At 73.2% G+C, this 25,657-nt stretch carries 16 protein-coding genes and 1 pseudogene; 5 read left to right on the forward strand and 12 right to left on the reverse strand.

Annotated features, from left to right (window positions below):
* Positions 1-2: 2 nt before the first annotated feature.
* A complete protein-coding gene (locus LG634_RS02430) occupies positions 3-1,385 on the reverse strand; it encodes a M16 family metallopeptidase (RefSeq protein ID WP_226731926.1) in 1,383 nt (460 codons plus the stop codon).
* A gap of 178 nt (positions 1,386-1,563) precedes the next feature.
* On the opposite strand from LG634_RS02430, the gene LG634_RS02435 reads away from it, so the two are divergent.
* Complete coding sequence (locus tag LG634_RS02435) at positions 1,564-4,017, forward strand: DNA gyrase/topoisomerase IV subunit A (RefSeq protein WP_226731869.1); 2,454 nt, start codon at positions 1,564-1,566, stop codon at positions 4,015-4,017.
* A 120-nt stretch (positions 4,018-4,137) separates the two neighbouring features.
* Complete coding sequence (locus LG634_RS02440; protein WP_226731870.1) at positions 4,138-6,297, forward strand: restriction endonuclease; 2,160 nt, start codon at positions 4,138-4,140, stop codon at positions 6,295-6,297.
* Positions 6,298-6,614: 317 nt separating this feature from the next.
* Here LG634_RS02440 and LG634_RS02445 read toward each other — a convergent pair.
* Positions 6,615-7,661 (reverse strand): annotated as a pseudogene (locus LG634_RS02445) (CobW family GTP-binding protein); the annotation flags it as partial.
* 75 nt (positions 7,662-7,736) lie between these two features.
* Here LG634_RS02445 and LG634_RS02450 point away from each other — a divergent pair.
* Positions 7,737-9,356, forward strand: a complete 1,620-nt coding sequence (locus LG634_RS02450; protein WP_226731872.1) for an ATP-binding protein — start codon at positions 7,737-7,739, stop codon at positions 9,354-9,356.
* Positions 9,357-9,364: 8 nt separating this feature from the next.
* Positions 9,365-10,048 carry a response regulator gene (locus tag LG634_RS02455; RefSeq protein ID WP_226731927.1) on the forward strand — a complete coding sequence of 228 codons (684 nt, stop codon included), beginning with the start codon at positions 9,365-9,367 and terminating at the stop codon, positions 10,046-10,048.
* A gap of 13 nt (positions 10,049-10,061) precedes the next feature.
* On the opposite strand, the gene LG634_RS02460 is transcribed toward LG634_RS02455, so the two are convergent.
* The 3 genes from LG634_RS02460 to LG634_RS02470 all read right to left on the reverse strand — a co-directional run bounded on the left by LG634_RS02460 (position 10,062) and on the right by LG634_RS02470 (position 14,458).
* A complete protein-coding gene (locus LG634_RS02460) occupies positions 10,062-11,666 on the reverse strand; it encodes a monocarboxylic acid transporter (RefSeq protein ID WP_226731928.1) in 1,605 nt (534 codons plus the stop codon).
* Positions 11,667-11,692: 26 nt separating this feature from the next.
* Positions 11,693-12,187 carry a DUF485 domain-containing protein gene (locus LG634_RS02465; RefSeq protein WP_226731873.1) on the reverse strand — a complete coding sequence of 165 codons (495 nt, stop codon included), beginning with the start codon at positions 12,185-12,187 and terminating at the stop codon, positions 11,693-11,695.
* Positions 12,188-12,337: 150 nt separating this feature from the next.
* The gene (locus LG634_RS02470; protein ID WP_226731874.1) at positions 12,338-14,458 is read right to left on the reverse strand and encodes a DNA gyrase/topoisomerase IV subunit B; all 2,121 of its coding nucleotides are present in this window, start codon (positions 14,456-14,458) and stop codon (positions 12,338-12,340) included.
* Between the two features lie 444 nt (positions 14,459-14,902).
* Here LG634_RS02470 and LG634_RS02475 point away from each other — a divergent pair, with 444 nt between their 5' ends.
* On the forward strand, positions 14,903-15,133 hold the full coding sequence (locus LG634_RS02475; protein ID WP_226731875.1) for a DUF7455 domain-containing protein: 231 nt from the start codon (positions 14,903-14,905) through the stop codon (positions 15,131-15,133).
* Positions 15,134-15,243: 110 nt separating this feature from the next.
* On the opposite strand, the gene LG634_RS02480 is transcribed toward LG634_RS02475, so the two are convergent.
* The 7 genes from LG634_RS02480 to LG634_RS02510 form a co-directional block, all read right to left on the reverse strand.
* The gene (locus LG634_RS02480; protein ID WP_226731876.1) at positions 15,244-16,068 is read right to left on the reverse strand and encodes a serine protease; all 825 of its coding nucleotides are present in this window, start codon (positions 16,066-16,068) and stop codon (positions 15,244-15,246) included.
* 157 nt (positions 16,069-16,225) lie between these two features.
* On the reverse strand, positions 16,226-17,794 hold the full coding sequence (locus tag LG634_RS02485) for an RNA polymerase sigma factor (protein WP_308072224.1): 1,569 nt from the start codon (positions 17,792-17,794) through the stop codon (positions 16,226-16,228).
* A 384-nt stretch (positions 17,795-18,178) separates the two neighbouring features.
* Complete coding sequence (locus LG634_RS02490) at positions 18,179-19,066, reverse strand: FadR/GntR family transcriptional regulator (protein WP_226731877.1); 888 nt, start codon at positions 19,064-19,066, stop codon at positions 18,179-18,181.
* Positions 19,067-19,236: 170 nt separating this feature from the next.
* Positions 19,237-21,048 carry an ATP-binding cassette domain-containing protein gene (locus tag LG634_RS02495; RefSeq protein WP_226731930.1) on the reverse strand — a complete coding sequence of 604 codons (1,812 nt, stop codon included), beginning with the start codon at positions 21,046-21,048 and terminating at the stop codon, positions 19,237-19,239.
* Between the two features lie 237 nt (positions 21,049-21,285).
* On the reverse strand, positions 21,286-22,047 hold the full coding sequence (locus LG634_RS02500; RefSeq protein WP_226731878.1) for an NUDIX hydrolase: 762 nt from the start codon (positions 22,045-22,047) through the stop codon (positions 21,286-21,288).
* A gap of 72 nt (positions 22,048-22,119) precedes the next feature.
* On the reverse strand, positions 22,120-24,153 hold the full coding sequence (locus tag LG634_RS02505; RefSeq protein ID WP_308072227.1) for a glycogen debranching N-terminal domain-containing protein: 2,034 nt from the start codon (positions 24,151-24,153) through the stop codon (positions 22,120-22,122).
* A gap of 125 nt (positions 24,154-24,278) precedes the next feature.
* Positions 24,279-25,559 carry a DUF4192 domain-containing protein gene (locus LG634_RS02510; protein WP_226731880.1) on the reverse strand — a complete coding sequence of 427 codons (1,281 nt, stop codon included), beginning with the start codon at positions 25,557-25,559 and terminating at the stop codon, positions 24,279-24,281.
* Between the last annotated feature and the right edge of the window lie 98 nt (positions 25,560-25,657).

Consider the following 25,657-nt stretch of genomic DNA (forward strand, 5'->3'; position numbering starts at 1 on the left):
GCTCACTGGGCCGCCTTCTCGGTGTCGTCGTGCTGTCCGGCGGCCGCCTCGGCCGCATCCGTCTCTTCGGGGTCCCCGTCCGCGCCCTGGGCGAGCGGCTCGTACACGAGCACCGCGCGGTTGTCGGGGCGCAGCCGGGCGGCGGCCACGGCCTGGACCTCCTCGGCGGTGACGTCGAGGACCCGCCCGACGGCGGTCAGCGCCAGCTGCGGGTCGCCGAAGAGGACGGCGTACCGGCAGAGTTCGTCGGCGCGGCCGGCGACCGTGCCGAGCCGGTCCAACCACTCGCGCTCCAGCTGGGCCTGGGCACGCTCCATCTCCTCAGCGGTCGGCCCCTCGGCGGCGAACCGGGCCAGCTCCTCGTCGACCGCGGCCTCGATGCGGGGCACGTCCACGCCACCGGAGGTCTTGACGTCCAGCCAGCCCAGCGAGGGCGCGCCGGCCAGCCGCAGCAGGCCGAAGCCGGCGGCCACGGCCGTCTGGTCGCGGCGCACCAGGCGGTTGTGCAGGCGAGAGGACTCTCCGCCGCCGAGCACGGTCAGCGCCAGGTCCGCGGCGTCGCACTCGCGGGTGCCGTCGTGCGGCAGCCGGTACGCAGCCATCAGCGCGCGGGCCGGCACGTCCTCGGCGATCTCCTCGCGCAGCTGGCCGCCCATGGTCTCGGGCAGCGAGCCGTCCCGCGGGGGCTGCTTGCCGTCGTGCGAGGGGATGGAGCCGAAGTACTTCTCGATCCAGGCGAGGGTCAGCTCGGGGTCGATGTCGCCGACGACCGACAGCACCGCGTTGTTGGGGGCGTAGTACGTACGGAAGAAGTTCCGCGCGTCCTCCAGCGAGGCCGCGTCCAGGTCGGCCATCGAGCCGATCGGGGTGTGGTGGTACGGGTGGCCCTCGGGGTAGGCCAGGGCCGTCAGGCGCTCGAAGGCGGTGCCGTACGGCACGTTGTCGTAGCGCTGGCGGCGCTCGTTCTTGACGACGTCCCGCTGGTTCTCCATCGACTCCTCGTCGAGGGCGGTCAGCAGGGAGCCCATGCGGTCGGCCTCCAGCCAGAGCGCGAGCTCCAGCTGGTGGGCGGGCATGGTCTCGAAGTAGTTGGTCCGCTCGAAGCTGGTGGTGCCGTTGAGGGACCCGCCCGCACCCTGGACCAGCTCGAAGTGCCCGTTGCCGGGTACGCTCGCGGAGCCCTGGAACATCAGGTGCTCGAAGAGGTGAGCCAGACCCGTGCGCCCCTTGACCTCGTGGCGCGAACCCACGTCGTACCAGAGGCAGACCGCCGCGACCGGGGTCAGGTGGTCCTCGGAGAGCACCACGCGCAGGCCGTTGGCCAGGCGGTGCTCGGTAGCCGACAGGCCGCCGGTGGCGTCCTGAGCTGTGGCCGTGTGACCCATGGGCATGTGGTCCCTTCGATCGCGATGCAGGGTTTTCTGTCAGCCCTGCCACTGTATGCAAGCGTGCCGACACCCGGAGAAGTTCCCGGTCACCCCTGGGTCGGGGTCGGCGTTGTCAGAGCGGCGGTCCACAATGGACCGCGTCAGACCCAGACCTTGGTAAGGAGCCGCAGCAGCGATGGCCCGCCGCAGCACGAAGACCCCGCCGCCGGAGGATTTCGAGGAGAAGATCCTCGACATCGACGTCGTCGACGAAATGCAGGGCTCCTTCCTTGAGTACGCCTACTCGGTGATCTACTCGCGGGCCCTGCCGGACGCGCGGGACGGCCTGAAGCCGGTGCACCGCCGCATCGTCTACCAGATGAACGAGATGGGCCTGCGCCCCGACCGCGGGTACGTGAAGTGCGCCCGCGTCGTCGGCGAGGTCATGGGCAAGCTGCACCCGCACGGCGACGCCTCGATCTACGACGCGCTGGTGCGCATGGCGCAGCCGTTCTCGATGCGGGTGCCGCTGGTCGACGGCCACGGCAACTTCGGCTCGCTGGGCAATGACGACCCGCCGGCCGCGATGCGGTACACCGAGTGCCGGATGGCGGACGCCACCTCGCTCATGACGGAGTCCATCGACGAGGACACGGTCGACTTCACGCCCAACTACGACGGCCAGGAGCGCGAGCCGGTCGCGCTGCCCGCCGCGTACCCCAACCTGCTGGTCAACGGCTCGTCGGGGATCGCGGTCGGCATGGCCACCAACATGCCGCCGCACAACCTCGGCGAGGTCGTCGCGGCCGCCCGCCACCTGATCCGCCACCCGCACGCGGACCTGGAGGCGCTGATGCGCTTCGTGCCGGGTCCCGACCTGCCCACCGGCGGCCGGATCGTGGGCCTTTCCGGCATCAAGGACGCCTACGAGAACGGCCGCGGCACGTTCAAGATCCGTGCCACGGCGTCGGTGGAGGACGTGACCGCCCGCCGCAAGGGCCTGGTCGTCACGGAACTGCCGTTCACGGTGGGCCCCGAGAAGGTCATCGCCAAGATCAAGGACCTGGTCGGCTCGAAGAAGCTGCAGGGCATCGCGGACGTCAAGGACCTCACCGACCGCTCGCACGGCCTGCGCCTGGTCATCGAGATCAAGAACGGCTTCCACCCGGAGGCGGTACTCGAGCAGCTGTACAAGTTGACGCCGATGGAGGAGTCCTTCGGCATCAACAACGTCGCGCTCGTAGACGGCCAGCCGCTCACCCTGGGCCTCAAGGAGCTGCTGGAGGTCTACCTCGACCACCGCTTCGAGGTCGTCCGGCGCCGCAGCGAGTTCCGCCGCACCAAGCGCCGGGACCGGCTGCACCTGGTCGAGGGCCTGCTCGTGGCCCTGCTCGACATCGACGAGGTCATCCGCCTGATCCGGTCCAGCGAGAACTCGGCGCAGGCGAAGGAGCGCCTGATCGGGCACTTCTCGCTGAGCGAGGTGCAGACCCAGTACATCCTCGACACCCCGCTGCGCCGTCTGACCAAGTTCGACCGGCTGGAGCTGGAGTCGGAGCGCGACCGCCTCACCGGCGAGATCGACGAGCTGACCGGGATCCTGGAGTCGGACACCGAGCTGCGCAAGCTGGTCTCGGCGGAACTCGCCGCGGTCGCGAAGAAGTTCGGCACCGAGCGGCGCACCGTGCTGCTGGAGTCGGCGGGTTCGCCGGTCGCCGCGGTGCCGCTGGAGGTCGCGGACGACCCGTGCCGGGTGCTGCTGTCCTCGACGGGCCTGCTGGCCCGCACCACGACGGGCGAGCCGCTGCCCGAGGGCGACGGCAAGCGGGCGCGGCACGACCTGATCGTGTCCTCGGTGCCGGCCACCGCGCGGGCCGAGGTCGGCGCCGTGACCTCCACAGGCCGGCTGCTGCGGCTGTCGGTCATCGACCTGCCGCAGCTCCCCGACACCCACGCGGCGCCCAACCTCGCCGGCGGGGCTCCGCTCACCGAGTTCCTCTCGGGGCTGGAGCCGGACGAGAAGGTGGTCTGCCTGACCACGCTCGACGAGTCCTCCCCCGGCCTGGCGCTCGGCACCGAGCAGGGCGTGGTGAAGCGGGTGGTGCCGGACTATCCGGCCAACAAGGACGAGCTGGAGGTCATCACCCTCAAGGAGGGCGACCGGATCGTCGGCGCGGTCGAGCTGCGCACGGGCGAGGAGGACCTCGTCTTCATCACCGACGACGCCCAGCTGCTGCGCTACCCGGCCGGGCAGGTGCGGCCGCAGGGCCGGCCGGCCGGCGGCATGGCCGGCATCAAGCTGTCCGAGGGGGCGAAGGTCATCCACTTCTCCGCGGTGGACCCGGCGGCCGACGCCTACGTGTTCAGCGTGGCCGGTTCGCACGGCACCCTGGACGATTCGGTGGCCACGGCGAAGCTGACCCCGTTCGACCAGTACCCGCGCAAGGGCCGGGCCACCGGCGGCGTGCGCTGCCAGCGGTTCCTGAAGGGCGAGGACCTGCTGGTGCTGGCCTGGGCGGGTGCGGGTCCGGCCCGCGCCGCCGCGGCCAACGGCACTCCGGCCGAGCTCCCGGCCCCCGACCCGCGCCGCGACGGCTCGGGCGCGGCGCTGGGATCGCCGGTCGCGGTGGTCGCCGGCCCGGCGCTGTAGGACGTACGGCAGGCACTCCTGCCGCCGTGGATCAGGCCTGATCATCCCGATCAGGCCTGATCCGTCCGGCCCTCAACTACAGTCGGTGGCAGGGACCGAAGGTGGGGGTAGGCACAGCGCATGAGCCGTCGATCGAGTGGGCCGGCCGGCATCTGGGCCGAGGCCCAGCGGCAGCACGACCAGGCCCGGCTGGCGCAGCAGCGGGAGAGCGAGCGCCGGCAGCGGGCGTACGAGCGCGAACTGGCGCGCAGTCAGCGCGAGCACCAGGCGGCGTACCGCCGGCACCGTGAGGCCGAGGCCCGGGGGCAGACCGAGCAGATCGAGGCGGAAGTGGCCCGGCTCCAGGGGATGCTGGCGGCCGGCTGCCGGACGCCCGCGTTCCGGATGACCGTCATGCGCCGTCCCGAAGAGGTGCAGCCGTTCGACCCGGGCGCCCTCGCCCAGCCCGTCCCGATGCCCGAACTGCGCTACTTCCAGCCGCAGACCGGCTGGGGGCTGACGGCCGGCCGCCGGGAGCGGGCCGAGCGCGAGGCCCACGCCCGCTATACGGAGGCCTGGCAGACCGCGCAGGCCGCCGAGGCCCGGCGCCGTCAGGACCTGGCCGAGTACCGGGCCGGCTACGACCGCTGGGCGGCCGAGCAGCTGGCCGGGATCCGCGCCCACAACGACGGTCTGGCCGCGCAGGCGCAGGCCCTGCGCGACGGCGACCCCGACGCGGTCGTGGACTACTTCTCCGCCGCCCTCTACGCGTCCGCGGCCTGGCCGCAGGAACTCCCCCGGCAGGTGGCGGCGGCGTACGACAGCCGGCTCCGCGAGCTGGTGCTGGCCTGGGAGCTGCCGGGGTTCGGGATCGTCCCGCAGGCCAAGTCCGTACGGTTCGTGGCGAGCACCGACGAGGACCGGGAGACCGCCCGCCCGGTCACCCAGCGGCGGGCCCTGTACCGGGACGCGCTCGCCCAGTGCCTGCTGCTGGTACTGCGCGAGGTGTACGCGGCGGACGAGTTCGGGGCGCTCGACTCGGTGGTGGTCAACGGTTTCGTGGACGACCACGATCCGGTGACGGGCCGGCAGGCCCGGCTGGTGCTGGCGAGCGTCACGGCCGCCCGCGGCACCTTCCAGGGCCTGCACCTGGAGCAGGTGAGCGCGGTGGACTGCCTGGTGGAGGGCCTGCGCGGGCAGCTGTCCGCGCGTCCCGACCAGCTGACCGCGGTCCGCCCCGGGCGGCTGCCCGAGGAAGTCGGCGCGGACGTGGTCACGCACGGCGGCGCGGCCGCGGCCGCGGCGGCGCAGGGCGACGAACCGGACCTGTTCGCGATGGACCCGATCGACTTCGAGCACCTGGTCGCGGAGCTGTTCCGGGCGATGGGCATGGAGGCGGTGACCACCCAGCGGTCGGGGGACGGCGGAGTGGACGTGGAGGCGGTGGACCCGGCGCCGATCCGCGGCGGCCGGATCGTGGTCCAGGTCAAGCGCTACCGGAACACGGTGCCGCCGACCGCGGTCCGGGACCTGTACGGCACGGTGCAGGACGCCGGGGCGAACAAGGGCGTGCTGGTCACCACCTCGTCTTTCGGCCCGGGCTCGCACCGCTTCGCCGAGGGCAAGCCGCTGGAGCTGGTCTCCGGCCCCGACCTGGTCGAGCTGCTGCACCGGCACGGGCTGCGGGGCCGGCTGGGCCCGGGCGGGGCCGCGGCGGGCGGTGGCGGCGCGGGTGGGCGGAGCCGGGCGGCAGCAGCCTCGCGGGCGCCGGCGCAGGCCGCTGTGGAACCCCGTGTTCCGTCGCCGCGCACGAGCTCCGAGCACAACGTGCTGGGGATGTCCTGGTCCGGCTCGGTGGTGCTCGACGTGTGCGCACTGGTGTGCACCGGCAGCCGGGCGCTCGGCGACGAGCACTTCGTCTACTTCAACAACCCGCAGACCCCGGACGGCTCGGTCCGCTCGGGCACCCACACGCCCCCGGACCGGGCGGCCGTGGAGGTCTCCTTCGAGGCCCTGCCGGCATCGGCGGACCGGCTGGTGCTGGTGGCCGCGGTGGACCCGGAGACCGACCCTGCCGCCGACCTGGCCGGTTTCACGGACGCCCGGATCCGGCTCCTGGACGCCTCCGGGGAGGAACTCGGCACGCTCGAGGTCTCCGACGGACGTCCAGGCGAGACCGCCCTGGTGCTCGGCTCCTTCCGGCGCCGGCCGAACGGCGACTGGGACTTCGTCGCCGGCGGCAAGGGCTACCGCGGCGGCCTGGCGGACCTGCTCGGCGACCACGGGATCGACGTGGCCTAGGAGGTGGGCGTACGGCCCCGAGCCGGGCGTGACCCGGGCTACGACGGGACGCCGGGGGCCCGGTCCGCGTCCAGGTCCGGGTACAGCGCCAGGTACGCGTCGTCGTCGGGCCCGCCGTCCGGGTCCGGGCCGAAGTCGCCTTCCGGGCCGAAGTCGTCTTCCGGGTCGAAGGGGTCGACGTCCGCCTCGGCTCCCGGCCCGGGCCCGAAGTCCAGGTCGGCAGCGAAGTCCGGCACCGGCTCGAAGTCCGGCCCGATCCCGGCATCCGGCTCCGCATCGGGTTCCGGTTCCGCGCCGGCAGGCCCGGTGCCCGCTGCGTCCCCGGGCCGCTCCACGTACCGCAGCACCCCCCACATCGCCTCCGGCGCGGTGTCCTGCGGCCGGGGTTCGCGGCAGGCCGCCAGCTCCGCCAGCAGGGCCTCGCGGTCCGTGCCGGAGCCGATCAGGACGAGCCGGGTCACGCGCTCCTCGTCCCGGCCCCAGGGCTGCGGGGTGAAGCCGAGGAACCGGCCCACGGCGTGGACCTCGTACTTCTCGGGGTGTCCGGGGACGCCGAAGTACACCTGGCCCTTGATCCGGTAGAGCCCGGCCGGCCTGCGGTCGAGGAAGTCGATCAGGCGGCGCGGACTCAGCGCCTGCTCCGACGTGAACTCGACGGTCTCGTACGCCGTGTGCACGTGGTCGGCACGGCCCGCCCGCTCGTGATCCTCGGCCTCGGCCACCAGGTCCTCGAACGAGAGCTGCCCCCGCGTCTCGGTCCACGGCCGGCGGTCGAAGAGCAGCCCCGGGTCGATCCGGCCGTGGTCGGCGCGCACCAGCGGCGTGCCGGGGCACAGCCCGGCCACCACGGCCCCGATCCGGTCGAGCGCGTCGGCGGCGACCCGGTCGGCCTTGTTCAGGACGACGAGATCGGCGACGGCGAGGTGCCGGTCGGTCTCCGGGTGCCGGTCCCGGGTGGCGTCGAACTCGGCCGCGTCCACGACCTCCACCATGCCGCCGTAGCGGACTGCGGGGTTCTCGGCGGCGACCAGCATCCGGACCATTTCCTGCGGCTCGGCCAGCCCGCTCGCCTCGATGACGATCACGTCGATCCGGTGCTCGGGTGCCGCGAGCTTCGCCAGGTACGCGTCGAGCTCGCTGCCGTCGACCGCGCAGCACAGGCAGCCGCCGCCGATCGAGACCATGGAGTCCCCGACCTGGCCGGCCACCTTCATCGCATCGATCTCGATCGACCCGAAGTCGTTGACCACCACCCCGATGCGTGTGCCGCGGCTGGTGCGCAGCAGGTGGTTGAGCAGGGTGGTCTTGCCGGATCCGAGGAATCCGGCGAGGACGACGACGGGGATGGGCTGCCTGCTGGTCACCTGCCCGATGGTAGCCAGGCGCGGGTGCGGTCCGGGGTTCCGGAAAGCCCGGGCGCCGTTCTACCGTTCGTACCCATGAGCGCGACACCGGTACGGGACAGCAGGTCGGGGCACCTGAGGAGGATGCTGCCCCGGCGGGTGTTCTCGCAGGTCCTGCTGATGCAGCTGGCGATCGCCGCGGGCGTGACCGTGCTGGCGACCGGCCTGTTCCTGGCGCCGCTCAGCAGCCAGCTGGACGACCAGGCGATGCGTCGCGCGCTCGCCATCGCGCAGGGCACGGCAGCCGACCCGCGCCTCGCCGAGGACCTGCTGGCCGGGCGCCCGGTGCCGGACGGGCCGGTGCAGACGGCCGCGGAGCGGGTCCGGCAGGCCACCGGCGCCGAGTACGTCGTCGTCCTCGACCTCCAGGGCATCCGCCGCTCGCACCCCAGCCCCGACCGGATCGGCCGGCACGTGTCCACCGACCCCGCGGAGGCGCTGGCCGGCCGTGAGGTCATGGAGATCGACGACGGCACCCTCGGGCGGACCGCCCGCGGCAAGGTGCCACTGCGCGACGCGAGCGGGCGGATCGTCGGCGCGGTCTCGGTCGGCATCGCGTACGACAGCGTCCGCGACCGGCTGCTCGGGGCCATCCCGGGGCTGCTCGCCTACGCGGGCGGCGCCCTGGCGGCGGGCGCGCTCGCCGCCTACCTGATCTCCCGGCGGATCCAGCGGCAGACCCGTGACCTGGCCTTCTCCGACATCTCGGCGCTGCTCGCGGAGCGCGAGGCGATGCTCCACTCGATCCGCGAGGGCTTCGTCGCACTCGATGCGGACGGCCGGATCCGGCTGGTGAACGACGAGGCCCAGCGGCTGCTCGGGCTGGGACCGGACGCGGCGGGCCGCCCGCTGGACGAGGTGCTGGGCGGCGGGCGCACCGCTGACGTGCTGGCGGGCCGGGTCACCGGCGAGGACCTGCTGGCCGTGCAGGGGCCCCGGGTGCTGGTCGCCAACCGGATGCCCACCGAGGACGGCGGCGCCGTGGCCACGCTGCGCGACCGTACCGAGCTGGAGCAGCTGGGCCGCGAGCTGGACTCGACGCGCGGCCTGATCGACGCCCTGCGGGCTCAGGACCACGAGCACGCCAACCGGCTGCACACCCTGCTCGGCCTGCTGGAACTCGGCCTGCACGAGGAGGCGGCCGAGTACGTGACCGAGGTCGTGGGGGTGCACCGGGCCACGGCCGAGCAGGTGACCGAGCGGGTGCAGGACCCGCTGCTGGCGGCCCTGCTGGTCGGCAAGGCGACGGTCGCCGCCGAACGCGGCGTGGCCCTGCGGCTGTCCGACGACACCCTGCTGCCCGACCGGCTGGTCGACCCGGGCGGGCTGGTGACCGTCCTCGGCAACCTGGTCGACAACGCCCTCGACGCGGCGGCCGGTTCCGCGGCACCCCGGGTCGAGGTGGCACTGGCGGCAGAGGGGCAGGCCGTGGTGGTGCGGGTCCGGGACAGCGGACCGGGCGTGCCCGCCGGCCAGCGCGAGCAGATCTTCACCGAGGGCTGGTCCACGAAGCAGCCTTCGGCGCACGGCAAGCGCGGTCTGGGCCTCGCCCTGGTGCGCAGGCTGGCCGAGCGGCAGGGCGGCAGCGCGCACGCCGCCGAGGCAGCGGACGGCGGCGCGGAGTTCGCCGTCGTGCTCCCTGAGGCCCTGCGGTGACCGACCGGATGATCGACGTGCTGGTGGTGGACGACGACCGGGGTGTCGCCCTGGTGAACGCGGCGTACGTGGCGAAGGTTCCCGGTTTCCGGCCGGTGGCCCGGGTGCACTCCGCGGCCGAGGCTCTCGCGTACGTCGAGGGGCACCCGGTGGACCTGGTGCTCCTGGACCACTACCTGCCCGACGGCACCGGCCTCGACCTGGTACGGCGGCTGCGCGAGCTGGGCCGGCACACCGACGTGATCATGGTGACGGCGGCCCGTGACCTGGCCACCGTGCAGTCCGCCATGCGGCTGGGCGCCCTCCAGTACCTGGTCAAGCCGTTCGCCTTCGCCGGGCTGCGGGCCAAGCTGGAGGCGTACGCGGCGCTGCGCCGCACCCTGGCCGCGGGCGGCGAGGCGGAGCAGGCCGAGGTGGACCGGATCTTCGGTGCGCTGGCCGCGGCCGGCGCACCGGTGGAGCTCCCCAAGGGCCACTCCCCCACGACCGCCGAGCTGGTCCGCCAGGTCCTCAGGGCCGCGGACGGCACCCTGTCCGCCCAGGAGATCGCCGAGCGGGCCGGGGTCAGCCGGCAGACCGCCCAGCGCTACCTGAAGCTGCTGGAGCGCAGCGGCCGGGTCCGCCTCAGCCTCCGCTACGGCGAGACCGGACGCCCCGAGCACCGGTACGAGTGGGTCCCGGCCGGCCCCTGAGCCCCCGGACGTCTCAGACCGCGCCCGCCCCGGTCAGGGCCCGCACCTCGGTCTCGGCGTGCCGGGCCTCGTCGGGCTCCTCGCGGGAGGTGACGGTGCCCAGCCAGCCGGCCAGGAAGCCGAGCGGGATCGAGACGATCCCCGGGTTCTGCAGCGGGAACACCTGGAAGTCCACCCCGGGGAACAGGGCGTCGGGGCTGCCGGAGACCACAGGTGACAACACCACCAGCAGGACCGCCGGCACCAGCCCGCCGTACACCGACCAGACCGCGCCCCGGGTGGTGAATCCGCGCCAGAACAGCGCGTACATGAGCACGGGCAGGTTCGCCGAGGCGGCCACGGCGAAGGCGAGGCCGACCAGGAAGGCGACGTTGAGGTCCCGGGCGAGCAGTCCGAGCCCGATCGCCAGGGTCCCGATGCCCACGGACGCGACCCGCGCCACGGCCACCTCGCTGCGCTGGCGGGCGTGCTTGCGCCTGAGCGAGGCGTACAGGTCGTGGGCGACGGAGGCGGAGGAGGCGAGGGTGATTCCGGCGACGACCGCCAGGATGGTGGCGAAGGCGATGGCGGCGACGACGGAGAACAGCACGGTGCCGCCGGTGGTGCCGCTGCCGCCGCCGAGGACCAGGGCGAGCAGCGGTACGGCGGTGTTGCCGGAGGCGTTCGAGGCGCGGACGTCGTCGGGGCCGACCAGCGCGGCGGCGCCGAACCCGAGCACGATCGTCATCAGGTAGAACCCGCCGATCAGGCCGATCGCCCAGACCACGGACCGGCGGGCGGCACGGGCCGTCGGCACGGTGTAGAAGCGGGACAGGATGTGCGGCAGGCCCGCGGTGCCGAGGACGAGCGCCAGGCCCAGGCTCAGGAAGTCGAACCGGGCGGTCCAGTCCCCGCCGTACTTCAGCCCGGGTCCGAGGAACCGCTCGCCGTGCCCGCTGCGCTCGGCGGCGGACAGCAGGAGCTGGTTGAAGTTCCCGTGGAACTTCACCATGACCAGCACGGTCAGGGTGACGGCACCGCCCATGAGCAGCACGGCCTTGACGATCTGGATCCACGTGGTGGCGCGCATCCCGCCGAAGGCCACGTAGACCACCATCAGCGCGCCCACTCCGATCACCGTCCAGACCCGCGCCGCGCCGCTGTGGGTGCCGAGCAGCAGGCTGACCAGGCTGCCGGCGCCGACCATCTGCGCGACCAGGTAGAGCACCGAGACGGCCACGGAGGAACTGCCGGCGGCGATCCGCACGGGCCGCTCGCTCATCCGCGCGGCCACCACGTCGGCCAGCGTGAAGCGGCCGCAGTTGCGGACCAGCTCGGCGACCAGGAAGAGCACGACCAGCCAGGCCACCAGGAAGCCGACGGAGTACAGCAGCCCGTCGTAGCCGAACAGCGCGATCAGTCCGGAGATGCCGAGGAAGGACGCCGCGGACATGTAGTCGCCCGCGATGGCGAAACCGTTCTCCATCGGGGAGAAGAGCCGGCCCCCGGCGTAGAACTCCTCGGCCGAGCCCCGCCGGCTGCGGCTCACCCAGGTGGTGATGGCCAGGGTGACCGCGACGAAGCTGCTGAACAGGACCAGGGCGAGGGTCTGGTGGCCGGTCTGCGGTCCGGAAGTCAGGGCGCCCGCTGCCAGTGCCGGGCCGCTCACCGCCCGCTCTCCCTGCCGTGTCCCCGGCCCCGCTCCTGCTCGAAGACCGTCCAGCGCAGGTCGAGCGCGGCCCGGTCCCGGCGGAGCCGGGCGTGCCGGGCGTAGGCCCAGGTCAGCAGGAAGGTCGTGAGGAACTGGGCGAGCCCGGCGACCAGCGCCACGTTCACGGCGCCGAGCACCGGACGGGCCATCAGCCCGGGCGCGGCCACGGCGGTGAGCACGTACGCGAGGTACCAGGCGAGGAAGGCGGCGGTGGCGGGGACGACGAACCCGCGGTAGCGGCTGCGCACCTCCTGGAATGCGGCGCTGCGCTGGACTTCCAGGTAGATGGCAGCCGTACCGGTGTCCGGCCGGTCGGTGCGGCCGGGGCCGGCGGGGGCGGCGGGCGCCATGGCCGGCTCCCCGCCCTCGCCCCAGCCCGACGCGAGGGCGTCGTACCAGGGGTCGTCGAGCCGGATCGTTCCGGCATCACGCCCTTCGTGCTTGTCCACCGCACACTCCTTGCCCGCGGCCGCAGTGGCTGCGTGCCCACAAGGATGTGCGGAGGGGCGGTTTCCGGACTCGCGTCTCGGCGCTCTTCACCCCATCAGGTGACAGGGTGAAGAGCGCCACGGGTCCGGTGTCCCCCGGCCGCCCGGGAATCAGGCGTCAATGCGCGAGCGGTCCAGGGTGGCCGCGGAGCCGGTGATGAACTCCTTGCGCGGGGCGACCTCGTTGCCCATCAGCAGGTCGAACACCTGCTCCGCCGAGTCCAGGTCGCCGATGTTGATCCGGCGCAGGGTGCGGTGGCGCGGGTCCATCGTGGTCTCTGCGAGCTGGTCGGCGTCCATCTCGCCGAGACCCTTGTAGCGCTGGATCGAGTCCTTGTAGCGGACGCCCTTGCGCTGGTACTCCAGCAGCGTCTGGCGCAGCTCGTTGTCCGAGTACGTGTAGACGTACTTGTCCTGGCCCTTCTTGGGCTGGACGAGCTCGATCCGGTGCAGCGGCGGCACGGCCGCGAAGACCCGGCCGGCCTCGACCATCGGCCGCATGTAGCGCTGGAAGAGCGTGAGCAGCAGGCAGCGGATGTGGGCGCCGTCGACGTCGGCGTCGACGAGCAGGACGATCTTGCCGTAGCGCGCCGCGTCGATGTCGAAGGTCCGGCCCGAGCCGGCTCCTATGACCTGGATGATCGCGCCGCACTCGGCGTTCTTGAGCATGTCCGAGACCGACGACTTCTGGACGTTGAGGATCTTGCCGCGGATGGGCAGGAGGGCCTGGAACTCGGAGTTCCGGGCGAGCTTCGCGGTGCCGAGCGCGGAGTCGCCCTCGACGATGAACAGCTCGCTGCGCTCGACGTCGTCGCTGCGGCAGTCGGCCAGCTTGGCGGGCAGCGAGGAGGACTCCAGCGCGGTCTTGCGGCGCTGCGCCTCCTTGTGCTGGCGGGCCGCGATCCGGGTCCGGGCGGCCGCGACGACCTTCTCCATCACGGCGCGGGCCTGCTGCTTGTCGTCCCGCTTGGTGGAGGTCAGGAAGGCCTTGAGCTCGCGGGCGACCACCGCGGCCACGATCCGGGCGGCCGCGGAGGTGCCGAGCACCTCCTTGGTCTGGCCTTCGAACTGCGGCTCGGCGAGACGGACGGTCACGACGGCCGTCATGCCTTCCATCGCGTCGTCCTTGACCACGTCGTCCTCGGCGACGCGGAGCAGCTTGGCCGAGCGGAGCACCTCGTTCACGGTCTTGGTGACCGAGCGCTCGAAGCCGCTCACGTGGGTGCCGCCCTTGGGGGTGGCGATGATGTTCACGAAGGACTTGACCGTGCTGTCGTAGCCGGTGCCCCAGCGCAGCGCGATGTCCACGCCGAGCTCGCGGGTGACCTCGGTGGGGGTCATGTGGCCGCGGTCGTCGAGGACCGGGACCGTCTCCTTGAAGGTGCCCTGGCCGGTCAGCCGGAGCACGTCGCAGACCGCCTTGTCCTGGGTGAGGTACTCGCAGAACTCGCTGATGCCGCCGTCGAAGCGGAAGACCTCCTCGGTCTTGCCGGCGCCGTCGATGCCCCGCTCGTCGCGGACGACGATGGTCAGGCCGGGTACCAGGAAGGCGGTCTGGCGGGCCCGCTGGTAGAGGGTCTCCAGCGAGAGCCGGGCGTCCTTGAGGAAGATCTGGCGGTCGGCCCAGTAGCGCACCCGGGTGCCGGTCCGGGTCTTGGGTACGCGCTTGCCCTTGACCAGGCCGTTCGCCGGGTCGAAGGCGGCCTCGGGGCCGGCTTCGGCGAAGAGGCCGGGGACGCCGCGGCGGAAGCTGATCGCGTGGGTGGCTCCGTTGCGGTCGACCTCGACGTCGAGACGGGCGGAGAGGGCGTTGACGACCGAGGCGCCCACGCCGTGCAGGCCGCCGGAGGCCGCGTACGAGCCACCGCCGAACTTGCCGCCGGCGTGCAGCTTGGTCATGACGACCTCGACGCCGGACAGGCCGGTCTTGGGCTCGACGTCGACCGGGATGCCGCGGCCGTTGTCCCGGACCTCGACGGACTGGTCGTCGTGGAGCACGACCTCGATGTGGTCGCAGAACCCGCCCAGGGCCTCGTCGACGGAGTTGTCGATGATCTCCCAGAGGCAGTGCATCAGGCCACGGCTGTCCGTGGACCCGATGTACATGCCGGGACGCTTGCGGACCGCCTCGAGCCCTTCGAGGACGAGCAGGTGCCGCGCGGTGTAGTTGGAGCCGTCCCGGTCTGCTCCGGTCAGCAGCGCGCTGGAAGGCACGGACGTGTCGGCGGTCACGCAGTTCGCTCCTCGCTGAATTTCTCTTCTGGCCCGTTCGGGCTCAGGGGTGGGTCGGCCACCGCTCAGAGGGTACCGAGGCCTGGTAGAGCCGGTGCAACGCCACCCTTGCGGCTTCTCCAGCCTAGTCCAGAACCGTACGGATGTTCGATCCCTCGATGGAGTGAAGCAAACATCACGTTCCCTTCGAGGCATGAACCATTTAGGGTTCGGGCACGTCCTCATGAACAACCGGCACCCGCCGGAAGGCCCGGGGACTGCGACCGACAACGACAACAACGCGAAACCGTAAAGCAACGCAATACGGCTCCTTCGCCGCCAACCGGCAACAGCCGGCCAGCTCGGAAGGAAAAGTTTCGAGGAAAAGCCGCGAGCGGGAACGTTTTCGGCCTGGTTGGATGTTGACCCTGGTACGACAGCTCGTCGAGCTAGAGAAGAGGCGACGTGACTACTGTTCTGACCCCCGCGACCCCGCTGACGGCCGCTGACCGATGCGACCGTTGTGGCGCCCAGGCATATCTGCGCGTCGTCCTGCTGAGCGGCGGTGAACTGCTCTTCTGCGCCCACCACGGGCGCAAGTTCGAGCCGGAACTCAAGAAGATCGCCGCGGAAATACAGGATGAGACCGAGCGGCTCACGGCCGTCCAGGCCAGCGCCGACACCGAGGAACGCTGACAGGCCTCCATCCCGACGAGCCAGGACCGGTCCAGGACCGGTCGACGGGCGGTCCCCCTGCGAACCAGGGGAGACCGCCCGTCCTCATGTCCGCGCCCGGACCGTTCCGCTCAGCCCTCGACCAGCCCGATGAGCGGGGCGATCCGCGTGTACACCCCCGGGCTGTCGGCACGCCCGCAGCCGCGGCCCCAGGAGACCAGCCCGATCAGCTTCCCGTGGGCCACCAGCGGCCCTCCGCTGTCTCCCTGGCAGGCGTCCCGGCCGCCCCGGCTGTCTCCTGCGCAGACCATCGCGTCGGCCCGGTAGCGGCCGTCCGGGCCCCCGGGATAGGCCTCCTCGCAGGCCGCGTCGTCGAACACCGTCACCTGCGCGGACCTTAGCCCGGTCACGTAGTCCCCGTAGCCGCTCGTGTCACCCCAGCCGTATACGGCCGCTTCGGTCCCCGGCGCGTACGCCTCGTCCCCCGGCCCGGCCATCGGGAGTACGTAGCGTGCCGGAACGGCTTCGGCGAGTGTCAGTACCGCGAGATCGCCCGCGTTGGTCATACGGTCGTACGCGGGATTGACGCGGGCCTCCCGCACCTCGACCTCGTGCCCGTCCGCTCCCAGCAGCTCGGTCCGCCCGACGACCACCCGCAGGTCCCGCAGCGACTCGACCGGGCCGCCGATCACCTGCCGGGCCAGGCAGTGCGCGGCGGTGAGCACCTTCGCGGGGGCGACCACCACGCCCCCGCAGAACTGGCCCGCCCGCGTACCCCCGAACCGGTCACGGCTCGCCAGGGCCACGACCCACGGGCTGTCCGACACCCGGACCGGCCGGCCGCCGATCACGACGCTGTCGGCGGCGGCGGGGGCCGCCGGGGCCAGGGGCGCCACGGCCGCGCCCGCAGCCAGGGAGAGCGCTCCCGCCAGGGTGCGGGCAAAGGGACGACGCATGGGGCCTCCTGACGCAGTGTGTGCATGACCCCACCCAGGGTGGTACGGGGTGCCCTGCGCCGCACCCGCGCGCACGGCGGAGGCCCGGTGTCCCACGGTCGGGACACCGGGCCTCCGGTGAGCGTCTGCGCGGGGCCCTCGGGCACCCTGCGCCGGATCAGTCGAGGTAGTCGCGCAGCACCTGGGACCGCGACGGGTGGCGCAGCTTCGACATCGTCTTGGACTCGATCTGCCGGATCCGCTCACGGGTGACCCCGTAGACCTTGCCGATCTCGTCGAGGGTCTTGGGCTGGCCGTCGGTGAGGCCGAAGCGCATGGACACCACGCCCGCCTCGCGCTCGGAGAGGGTGTCGAGCACCGAGTGCAGCTGCTCCTGGAGGAGCGTGAAGGAGACGGCGTCGGCCGGGACCACGGCCTCGGAGTCCTCGATGAGGTCGCCGAACTCGCTGTCACCGTCCTCGCCGAGCGGGGTGTGCAGGGAGATCGGCTCACGGCCGTACTTCTGGACCTCGATGACCTTCTCGGGGGTCATGTCGAGTTCCTTGGCCAGCTCCTCCGGGGTGGGCTCGCGGCCCAGGTCCTGGAGCATCTGGCGCTGCACGCGCGCCAGCTTGTTGATCACTTCGACCATGTGCACCGGGATGCGGATGGTGCGGGCCTGGTCGGCCATGGCGCGGGTGATCGCCTGCCGGATCCACCAGGTCGCGTACGTGGAGAACTTGTAGCCCTTGGTGTAGTCGAACTTCTCCACCGCGCGGATCAGGCCGAGGTTGCCCTCCTGGATCAGGTCCAGGAACAGCATGCCGCGGCCGGTGTAGCGCTTGGCCAGCGAGACCACGAGGCGGAGGTTGGCCTCCAGCAGGTGGTTCTTGGCGCGGCGGCCGTCCTCGGCGATGATCTCCAGCTCGCGCTTGAGCTTGGGGGCCAGCTTGTCGGCGTTGGCCAGCTTGTCCTCGGCGAAGAGGCCGGCCTCGATCCGCTTGGCGAGCTCGACCTCCTGCTCGGCGTTGAGGAGCGGGACCTTGCCGATCTGCTTGAGGTAGTCCTTGACCGGGTCGGCGGTGGCACCGGCCACGGCGACCTGCTGGGCGGGGGCGTCGTCCTCGTCGTCGTCGGAGAGCACGAAGCCCTTGGCCTCGCCGGTCTCCTCTTCCTCGCCCTCGCCGGGCTTCCCGCCGGGGCCCTCTTCGAGCGCCTCTTCCTCACCGGGCTCGTCGGAGTCCTTCTTGGCGGCGGTCTTCTTGGCGGCCGTCTTCTTCGTTGCGGTCTTCTTGGCCGGCGCGGCCTTCTTCGCCGCCGTCTTCTTGGCCACGGCCTTCTTGGCGGCCTCCGTCCCGGTCTCGTCCTCAGGGGCGTCCACATCCGCCGTCCCGGCCGTCCCGGCCGCCGGGGCCTCCGGCTCCGCGGCCTTCACGGCCGCCGGCTTCGCGGGGACGGTCTTGGCGGGCGCACGCTTGACCGGGGCCTTGGCTGCGACGCTCTTGCGGGCGCGCTTGGGCGACTCCGCGGCACTGACCATCAGCGTCACACCCTCTTCCTCAAGGATCTGGTTGAGGCTGCGAAGAACATTCTTCCACTGGGTTGGCGGAATCTGGTCAGCCTCGAAGGCCCGACGCACGTCATCGCCGGCGATCTGCCCCTCGGCCTTGCCCCGCTCGATGAGTGCCATCACAGACTCGGACTCGGCGATCTCCGACGGGAGCGTACGGGATGTGCTGGCCGACACGAACAACCTCTCGGAACGATGGGAACGGCTTCCGACCCCGGCCTGGTGCTGGACCGGAGCCGACGACCACCGGCCGGGAGGGACGGCGGCGCGGGCAGGGGCCTGGGGAGCTGCACAGCACCCGCAACGGCTGCTGTGTTCCCTCCGTCGGCCATCACCACTTAAGTCATCGCATGACCTCGCGGAGCGTTACGCCCAATCTTCGTGGCCCGAGTCACATCCGCCTCGGATCCGGCGCCGAACGACGGCGTGGCGCGCCGTGCGGGGGGCGGCCGGCGGCCGCTCGCACCGCTGTCGCCGGACCCCCCGCGAGGCCCGGCGACACCCGGTCACAGCCACCGTGGCACGGCGGCGAGCACGCCCCGGCGGGGGCTGCCCGGCCCGTCAGTGCTCGCGCGGTGCCGGGACGACCCGCTCCACCTCCGGATGCACCATCAGGAGCTGGCGCATGGCGTTCTCGGCGCCCTGGGGGTCGTTGGCGGCGAGCGCCTCGACGATCCGGCCGTGGTGGGCCACGGAGGTCTCGCTCGGGCGGTCACACGAGGTCACGGGGTTGCCGGAGACCTGGAGGGCGGCGCAGACGATGCCGGAGAGGTGCTCCAGCATGCGGTTTCCGGCGACCTGGATGAGCAGGCCGTGGAACTCGTTGTCGGCGCGGGAGAAAGTGATCCCGTCACCCTGGGCGAGGGCGTGGCCCATGATCTCGACCATGTCGGAGAGACGCTGCTGGACGTCGGCGCGGCCGTGGCCGGCGGCGAGGCGGGCGGCCAGCGGCTCGATGGTCCAGCGGAGCTCGTTCAGCTCGCGGCGCTGGTCCTCGCGCTGGGGGCCGAAGGCGCGCCACTCGATGATGTCGGGATCGAGCAGGTTCCAGTCGCTGACCGGGCGCACCCGGGTGCCGACGTTGGGGCGGGCGCTGACCAGGCCCTTGGCCTCCAGGACGCGCAGCGATTCCCGGACGACGGTGCGGGAGACCTCGAAACGCTGGCCGATCTCCTCGGGCACCAGCGGGCGGTCCGCGCCGAGGTCCCCGGAGACGATCATCTGACCGAGCTGCTGGACGAGTTGGCCGTGCAGGCCGCGGCCCCGGCTGCCGGCCGCGCGGCGGCCGACCCGGGCCAGGTCGACGTCGGCACCGTCCCAGTGGGGCGGTCCGACGCGGTCGGGGCCGGGGGCTTCCGCGTAGGGGTAGCGGTCGAGTTCGCCCGGGCCGGCGAGGCCGGAGTCGGCGTGGCGGGCGGCGGTCATCATGGTGTGCGCAAGGGTACTCACGAATCCTTTGTCGGCCGCGGTTCCACGCCCCTTGAGGTCTTTGGTGAAAAGCACACGAAAGGGTGATCGGTGCCACCTGCGCAATTGACGACTTATCGTAAGGAAACGGGCACATCCCGGGGAGTTGTGGTCCGTGCGGGGTAATCCGGCCGGATTGCGATGCCGAACGGTCACCAACGAACCCGACTGCGCAGGCCCGTGAACCCGTACGCGCACATCAGGACCACCAAGGACAACACCAGTGCGGTGCCCACGGGTTGGGCGAGCATCCGGAACGCGCCGAGCACGAGGCGGTCGGCCTCCGGCGGCCAGTGCGCCCAGGCCAGCCCGCGCAGCCGGGCCGCGATCCCCGAGGTGTCGTACGCGGACGGCCCCGCAAACGCCTTGCGCACCAGGGGCACCACCAGCACCGGCACCGCGACGACGGCCGCCAGACCGGCCGTTGCCGACCGGAAGACGCCGGAGGCGAGCACTCCCGCCCAGGCACAACCGATCAGCAGCCCGGCCCAACTCACGGCCGGAGTCAGCGGGTTGGCGGTTGTCCGGACCAGGTCGGTGTCGAACACCAGCCGCAGCGCGGCCCCGTCCGCGAGCACGGCCAGCGCCCCGATCAGCAGCGCGAGCCCGGCGGTGACCGCGAGCTTGGCGGTGAGCAGGCCCAGCCGCCGCGGGACGGTCCCGCGGTCGGCCGCGAGGGCGGGGTACCGGTACTCCTCACCGAACGCGAGCGCACCGAGCAACCCCGCCCCCAGCGCCGCGGGCGGCAGCGGCAGGTACCCGGGCCAGGCCGCCAGCAGCCGAGGCTGCGCCGCACCGCCGGCACGCGCGGTGACCACGGCGAGCAGCACGGACAGCACCACCGACACGGCGGTCACCACGGCGGCGGTCCGCGTCCCCGCGATCCGTCGCAGCTCGTACCGGAAGGGCCGCAGCGGTCCGCCGACCCGGCGCACCGCCGACACCGGCCCACCGGCCGCAGCCCGTCGTGGATACGGCACCGCAGCAGCGGCCCCGGTCCCGGCCCCGGCGAAGCCGCGGGCCGGTGTCCGCACCGCAGCACCGCCCTCCTGCGAGCCGGGCTCTACGGCGGGCCGGGGGACGGCGGAGGGCCCCGAGTCGCCGGTCTCGTCGGCGAGCTGGTGCACGAGGACACCGTTCAGAAACGCCGTCTCACCGATCTCCGCACAGCTGCTGCCGTACACGGAGAGCCGGTTGCCCCCCTCTTCGACGACCTCGACGGAGCGTTGGGCGGCCCTGGCCTCGCGGCCGAGCAGAGCCGCCAGCCGCGGGGCGTGCGGAGTCCGGACGGCCACCCTCGGGCGCAGCCGGGTCCGCGCGAACTCCACGGCCTCCTGGTCGGCGACGAGCCGTCCGCCGTCGATGCTGACCACCCGGTCCGCGCAGCGCGCTGCCTCCTTGGCGTCGTCCGTGGTGAAGAGGACGACCCCGCCCAGTTCGGCATGGCTGCGCAGCAGCCCGTGCAGCCAGCTCTGCTCCCGCGCGGAGAGACCGGCGGCCGGCTCGTCCAGCAGCAGGGTGCAGGGGTCGGCGAGCAGTGCGGCGGCGAGACCGAGCCGCCGGTCCATCCCGGCGGACAGGGCACCGAGCCGCTGGTCGCGCAGGCCCGCCATGCCGACGACGTCGAGCATCTCGTCGGCCCGGGAGGCCGGTACGCCGACCGCCGCGCACAGCATCCGCAGCTGGCCCCGGACCGTCCGGGCCGGGTGCCCGGGCACGTCGCCGAGGAGGACCCCGACCTCGCGGGCGGGATGGGCGATCCGGTGCAGGGGGCGTCCGCGGAAGTACGTGACACCGCGGCCCGCCTCCAGTTCCAGCATCAGCCGGAGGGCGGTCGTCTTGCCCGCACCCGGATCACCGAGCAGGGCGGTCACCCTCCCGGGCCGCGCCTCGAAGGTGAGGTCGTCCACGGCGGGCGGGAGGTCACGGCGGGGGGCACTGGTCAGTCCGATGGCCTGGAGCATCGCTTCTCTCGCGGGGGTGAGACCGCTCTGCGGCACGATGAATACCACAGGGAAGATAACGCGATATGTCCGATTTTTGACGCAACTCGGCTTCCAGCCACGCCGGGTGTCAGCCCATCAGCCCGCCGGATGCAGACCACCGGACGCCAGGACCCGCAGCCCGCCTCCGGACGCCCGGACCTCGGGCGCCAGGCCCTACACCCCAAACGTCAGACCTCAGACCTCAGACCTCAGACCTCAGACCTCAGGTCGCAGCATCGGCGGGTTGAGCAGGGTGGCGCCGCCGGCCCGGAACAGCTGGGCGGGCCGGCCGCCCTGGCGGGTGGTGGTGCCGCCGGCCGGCACCAGGAACCCGGGGGTCCCGGTCACCTTGCGGTGGAAGTTGCGCGGGTCCAGGGCCACGCCCCACACCGCCTCGTACACCCGGCGCAGCTCGCCGACGGTGAACTCGGGCGGGCAGAAGGCGGTGGCGAGCGAGGAGTACTCGATCTTCGAGCGGGCCCGCTCGACGCCGTCCGCGAGGATGCGCGCGTGATCGAAGGCGAGGGCGGCGGAGCCCTCCGCGTCCCGTTCGAACCCGCCCTCGGCATCGAGGAGTTCGTCCACGGGTGCCCAGCGGGCGCTGTTGGCGTCCCCGCCCGCGCGAGGGGCCGGCAGGTCCGGGGCGAGAACCAGGTGGGCCACGCTGACCACCCGCATCCGCGGGTCCCGCTTGGGGTCGCCGTAGGTGGCGAGCTGTTCGAGGTGCGCCCCGTTGCCCGCGCCGGGCTCGGCAGGGTCGTGGGCGCACAGCCCCGTCTCCTCGGCGAGCTCGCGCGCGGCGGCGGCCGTAAGGTCCTCCTCGCCGCGGACGAAGCCGCCGGGCAGCGCCCAGCGTCCCTGGTACGGCTGCTCTCCCCGGCGGACCACGAGCGCGCAGAGCGCGTGGCGCCGCACGGTGAGGACGACCAGGTCGACGGTGACAGCGAAGGGCGGGAAGGCCGACGGGTCGTAGGGCATGACGCGATCATAGTCGTCTGCCTGACGATAAACAGTCCCTTCCTGATCCTCCCCCACAGGCACCGTGCGCTTCTAGACACCCAGCTGCAGCGCATCCGCGGCCTCCTCCACCATGCCGAGGCCCAGTCTGCTGACGCGCACCGCGAACGGCTCCCCGGCCACCCGCAGCCCCGAGAACCGGACCGCCCCCAGAGGGGCGCCGGCGACCGGGGCGAGCGTCACCGTTCCCGCCGGCGCATCCGGCCGGATTCCTGCGAGGGAGACCAGGAGGTGGATGCCCGCAGCGGCGGCCACCGCGGCCGGGCGGCAGGCCGCCGGGTGCGGCAGCGGGGCGCTGCCCGCCGTGCGCTGGGTGGCCCCGTACATCTCGGGCAGGCGGTGGCCGAACAGTTCTGCGGCGTCGACGAGGCCGTGCAGCAGGGTGCCGGCTTCCTTCTCGAAGCCTGCTGCGGCCAGCCCGGCGGCGGCCACGGCCGTCTCGTGCACCCGCACGGCCCCCGAGCGGTACCCGAAGGGGTTGTGTCCCGGTTCCTTCACTCCGAGGCTGCGCAGGCCCCAGCCGCAATCCATGGCCGGAGCACCGAGCAGGCGGGCGAGCTGTTCGGTGCGTACGCCGTCGAGGAGGCCGGGGGCGAACCGGCCGCCGCCGAGAAGCCCCGTGTCCAGGAGGTGGGCGGTGGCGCCGCTGAGGTGGGGCACCGGCCGCCCGTCGGGGTGCACGGCCACCGCGGGCCGTCCTCCGGAGGGGTCGTCGATCCAGAAGCTCTCGCGGAACCGCCGGCGCTGGGCCGCCGCCCAGTCGCGCAGTTCCCCGGCCCCCGGCCGTCCGCAGGCCTCCAGGAGGTCGGCGCCGAGCAGCGCGGCCCGGTGGGCGTGCGCCTGGGTCTCGCACCGCCGCGGCCCGTCGGCAGGATCGGCGAGCAGGTCCCCGTCCGCCGATCTGCGCAGCCAGTCGAGGCAGCGCTCGGCGGCGGGGAGCAGGGCTGCCACGTCCTTCTCGGGCAGGCCCCACCGTCTGGCCTCGGCGAGGACGACCGGGAAGGCGAGGGTGGCCTCGGTGCCGGTGCAGCCGGGCGGCAGCCCGTGGCCGCCGCCGCGCAGCGGGCCCGGGATCAGGCCGGCCCCCTCTCCCCGCCCCGCGGTCTGGGTCCTGGCCAGGGTGCGCAGGGTGGCCGCGGCGAGGCCGGTGCCGAGCGGGAGGGCCAGCCGGGCGGCCCACAGGGACTCGGCCGGGGCGAGTCCGCACCGCCAGGGCACTCCGGCGGCGGCGAAGGCGTCGGACGGTTCCTCGGGATCGCGCAGGAGCAGGGCGCGCAGGTCGTCGAGGCTGGTGCGGAAGAAGGCCTCGACGCGGTGGTCGTCGCCTTCGGCGTGGGCGGCGGCCAGGGGGCCGGTCGGCTGGGTGGCGGGAAGGCGCGCCGCACGGTCGCAGGTGGTGCGCAGCTCGATGGTGCGGGCTTCGCCGGGTGCCAGGTCGAGTTCCCAGCGGAGCAGCCCGAGGGCGGCCAGGACGTCGTCGGGCGGGGGCTCGGCGGTGGTCACGGCCTGGGCTCCGGACGTGCTCCAGCGCAGGCCGCCCGCGTGGACGGCCGCGGGCAGAGCCGGTCCGGTCCGGCCGGCGGCGACCGCGCCGAGGTCGGCGAGGTCAGTGCCGAGAGCGATTTCCACGGGGATGCGCAGGCGGCGGCCGGCGTGGCTGCGCAGGGTGATCCGCTCGGTGCCGTCGGCGTGCCGCACCCGGTCCACGGTGACGTCGGGGTCGGGTCCGGGGTCGGCACCGGTGCGCACGGTGGCGGTGAAGGAGGCCCGGTCGGCCCCCAGGCTGCGGCCCTGCACGGCCACCGGGTCCCGGCCTGCGATGCGCAGGAGGCACCGGGACAGGAGCCGGCGGCCGGCCCGGTAGATGCCGTCGAGTCCGCGGCCGGTGAGCTGGCCGTGTTCCGGCGAGATGGCCAGGCAGGGCGCGGCGACACAGATCACCGCGGCGTGCACGGGCGGGAGTTCGGCGGCCGGCCGGCGGGGCGGGCCGCCGCGCGGGGCGGGGGTGTGACCGCCGCTGGGCGGGCCGGTGGGGGGTCTGCGGGCGGGGGGAACGGGGTGGGGCATGCGTCGCCTTGTCTGCGCTCCGGACGGTTCGGCTGGGCCGCGGCGCGGCACTGCGCCCTGCACCAAAGAGGTGAACGCGCGGGCCGCGGGCCGGGTCACGGGCCGGACGCAGGCCCGGCCCCGGCTCATTCCGCGCTCCCGGTGGTGCGGTGGTGCGGGCGGCGGTCCGGACGGGACCGGCGGCTGCCGGGTGCGCCGGTCTTCGGCCTGGTCCGGGGCCCGGTCTGGCTGACGGCGGGGCGGGGCCGGGTCCGGGGTGCCGGCACCGGGCCCCGCTCCCTGGTCCGGCGTTCCTCCCGCAGGCACTTGCGCAGGGTCTCGGGGTCGAGTTGCAGGTTGCAGGCGTGGTGGAGCAGTTCGGCGAAGGCGTAGCCGGGGTCGGCCCGCAGGGCCAGGGAGAGGGCGATGCGGGCGTACGGCTCGTCGCCCGTGGACCAGGCGACCCAGCCGGCCAGGCTCAGCGGGGCGGCGGCGTGCTCCTCGTAGCCCGCGACGCAGCGCCGGGCGAGGGCACGCCACAGGCGCAGCGCGAGATGGGCCTCCTCGCCCTCCATCCACTCGGCGGCGACGTCACGGGTTTCGCGGTCCTGGAGGCCCAGGAGGAGCGCGGCCGCCTCGGTGTCCTCGACGAGGGCGTCGTCCCAGTCGTCGGCGGCAGGCCCGCAGTCGCCGGGCGGCGCGTCCGCGAGGCGCCGCAGCACCTTGCCGACGAGGGCGATGGTCTCCTCGGCGATCTGTTCCTTGGTGGCGCCGTCCAGCATGCGGGGCAGCAGGTCGGCGGACGCCCGGTCGAGGGCACGCTCCTGGGCGGCGGCGGCCGCACCGCGCAGGGGCGCCAGCCGGGCCTCGAGTTCCCGCTGGGTACCGCGCATCCGGATGCCGGCGAAGGTGGCGGCCGCGGCCATCACCGTGGTGCCGGGCAGGGCGAGCGGGGTGCCCTCCGGCGGGCAGCAGCGCCGGTCGGGGCAGCAGTAGCTCCAGTGCCGGCCGCCCGAGATGCAGATGGCTTCGAGGACCGGCACGTCGAGGGCTCCGCAGGCGGTCCGCACCTGGTGTGCCAGCGGCTGGAGCCGGTCCATGACCTGCTCGCCGGTCTCGTCCGGTCCGGGTTCCCGGCACAGGAACACGATGATGCCGTCGGGGCGCCCCTCGCAGCGGATGCTGCCGTCGACGAGGCACTCGGCGACCTGTGCGGCGAGGTCTTCCCACTCCCCCGGGTCACGGGGGATACCGATGCGGAGCCGGCCGCCGAACCGGCCGCTCGCGCCGTGGACGGACACCAGCACGAGTGCGTTGTCCGGGTGGAATCCGACCACGTACGGCAGGGCGTCGGCGAGCTCGCCGGGGCCGCGCAGGGTGATCTGGTCTGCGGGGACGGGCCCCGTGAATGCGTTGTGTCGAGTCATGGGATGACGGTCCCGCAGATCCGACATTTCGCGAAAGGCCTGTGGATAAAGTTATCCACAGGGTCGTGGGGGCATTCGCGTGATGTCGGAGGCATCGG

Origin of the sequence: Streptomyces bambusae (assembly GCF_020532645.1) — a bacterium.
GTDB classification, from domain to species: Bacteria; Actinomycetota; Actinomycetes; order Streptomycetales; family Streptomycetaceae; genus Streptomyces; species Streptomyces bambusae.

What these genes read in the sequence shown, in the direction of transcription:
- LG634_RS02440 (WP_226731870.1), top strand. Translation starts at nt 4,138, where the DNA reads ATGAGCCGTCGATCGAGTGGGCCGGCCGGCATCTGGGCCGAGGCCCAG.
- LG634_RS02435 (WP_226731869.1), top strand. Translation starts at nt 1,564, where the DNA reads ATGGCCCGCCGCAGCACGAAGACCCCGCCGCCGGAGGATTTCGAGGAG.
- LG634_RS02495 (WP_226731930.1), bottom strand. Translation starts at nt 21,048, where the DNA reads ATGCTCCAGGCCATCGGACTGACCAGTGCCCCCCGCCGTGACCTCCCG.
- LG634_RS02510 (WP_226731880.1), bottom strand. Translation starts at nt 25,559, where the DNA reads ATGACTCGACACAACGCATTCACGGGGCCCGTCCCCGCAGACCAGATC.
- LG634_RS02430 (WP_226731926.1), bottom strand. Translation starts at nt 1,385, where the DNA reads ATGGGTCACACGGCCACAGCTCAGGACGCCACCGGCGGCCTGTCGGCT.
- LG634_RS02480 (WP_226731876.1), bottom strand. Translation starts at nt 16,068, where the DNA reads ATGCGTCGTCCCTTTGCCCGCACCCTGGCGGGAGCGCTCTCCCTGGCT.
- LG634_RS02450 (WP_226731872.1), top strand. Translation starts at nt 7,737, where the DNA reads ATGAGCGCGACACCGGTACGGGACAGCAGGTCGGGGCACCTGAGGAGG.
- LG634_RS02500 (WP_226731878.1), bottom strand. Translation starts at nt 22,047, where the DNA reads ATGCCCTACGACCCGTCGGCCTTCCCGCCCTTCGCTGTCACCGTCGAC.
- LG634_RS02505 (WP_308072227.1), bottom strand. Translation starts at nt 24,153, where the DNA reads ATGCCCCACCCCGTTCCCCCCGCCCGCAGACCCCCCACCGGCCCGCCC.
- LG634_RS02455 (WP_226731927.1), top strand. Translation starts at nt 9,365, where the DNA reads ATGATCGACGTGCTGGTGGTGGACGACGACCGGGGTGTCGCCCTGGTG.